This window comes from Kitasatospora sp. NPDC093102 (assembly GCF_040683915.1).
Lineage (GTDB): Bacteria > Actinomycetota > Actinomycetes > Streptomycetales > Streptomycetaceae > Kitasatospora.
Window position 1 is genome coordinate 1 of the sequence record NZ_JBFBFA010000138.1, and the last position, 1,766, is coordinate 1,766.

Below are 1,766 nucleotides of genomic sequence, written 5' to 3' on the forward strand. Positions count from 1 at the left end.
TGGCCGTGAATGAGCCCGGCTGGAACGCCGTAGCCATCGATATTTTGGTAGGCCCGAAGTTTCAGTAGGCGTCATTCCCAGAGTTAGACCGTGAGAAGTATCCGCTTGCGGAGTAGGTCGAGGTTGGCGCGGCCGTAGCCCTTGCGCTTGATCAGCTTGATTCTCGTGACCTGGCCCTCCACCTGCCCCGAACTCCAGGAACTGGACAGGCCGGCGGCGACGGCGTCCTGGTCCCGGCGGAAGCCCGTGACCAGGGAGTGCAGTGCGGGAAGGTCGTCGGCGAGGACACGGTTCATCCAGTCGGGCAGCAGGTCGCCGCGTCGGTCGTGGAGCATGGTGGCGAAGTCCCGGACGTGCCGGGCTGCCGCGTCCAGGTGCGGGCAGGCGGCCCGGATCTCCTTGAGCCCCTGGGCGTCGCCGGCAGGGAGCCGGTCCGGGTTGGTCATGATCCAGCGGACCACGCGGCGGGGTCGCGGGGCGGGCCTCGGCGCCACGGGAAGCCCGCGCTCCTTCGCGGGGCGGAGGTAGCGGCGGACAGTTTGGATGTCTCCCGGGAAGCCGAGTTCTTGGACTTCGCGGTGGAGGCGGGGGATGTCGTGACAGCCCTCGTTCCAGCGTTGGTGCAGGTGAGGCTTGTACTCGTCGAGAATGGACTGCCGGTTGGCCGCCTTGACCAGCAGTTCGTCGATGCTGTCGGCGCGGGCGAAGCGGCGGACGGTGGAGTGGTCCAGCCGCAGTTCCCGGCCGATCGCAGCAAGGGACTTGCCGTCGGCCAGGCGTTCCTGCACCGCCGCGTAGCGTTCCTTGGTGCGGGCGACCACGCGCCGCGGGCGGCCGAGACAGTCGCGCGCCCCGTCGGGAAGGTCGAAGGGCTGCGTCGTGTCGGGCGCCGCGCCCAGCTCGGCGGCCGGACCTGCCGCGAACGCGGACCGGATGCAGCCGTGGTGCGAGCCGACGGTCTTCTCCACGGCCTCGGCGACGTTCCGCCACAGGTGCCATCCGTCAGCGACCTGGATCGCCTGCGGGGCGCCGGTCCTGGCGCCTTCGGCGTAGGCCCCGGCCCGGTCCCGGCAGATGATCTCGACCTCCGGATGCCCGGCCAGCCACGCGGCCAACGGTTCGGCCTCCCTCCCCGGCAGCACATCGACCGGCCGGCGGGCCTCCAGGTCCACCAGAACGGTGGCGTACGTGTTGCCCCTGCGCAACGCGAAGTCGTCCACACCCAGCACCCGAACCGGGGCCGGGGGAGGATCGGGCACGGCGCGAAGCAGGTGCAGCAGGGTGTCCTTCGCGGCGCGCATGCCCAGCATCGCGGCCAGGCGGGCGCCGGGTCGGCCAGCGAGCCTGCACGCGATGGACATCAGGACCGATCGCAGCAGCGGGGTCTTGCGGGCGTGCGGCTTGGTGAGTCCCTCGATCTGCTCGGCGAACGTCACTGCTGAGCAGGCGCTGTTCAGGCAGCGGAAGCGGCGCACGAGCAGCTCGACGACCACGGCTCTGCCGCCGATCGCCGCGTCCGCCAGTCGCCGGACGTACCGCCCATGCACCCGCCCCGACAGCCTGGAGCAGTGCGGACATATTGCCCCGGCCGCCCGCGCGTGGGCGTGCAGGACGATCTGGGCCGTCGACTGTTGGACGAACTCGACTACAACACCGGTCAAATGAGGAAGAACCATCTCAAGGTTCCGCGAACTGCACGCCTGACATCGTGTCAGACTTCTCCGGCCCCACGGGCCCGATCACAAGATCTTCGCCAGAGCCGAATT

At 69.8% G+C, this 1,766-nt stretch carries 1 protein-coding gene; it reads right to left on the bottom strand.

Annotated features, from left to right (window positions below):
• Positions 1–83 precede the first annotated feature (83 nt).
• Positions 84–1,661 (bottom strand): ISL3 family transposase, encoded by a 1,578-nt coding sequence (locus tag AB0O11_RS39305; protein WP_363397416.1) that lies wholly within the window; start codon positions 1,659–1,661, stop codon positions 84–86.
• Between the last annotated feature and the right edge of the window lie 105 nt (positions 1,662–1,766).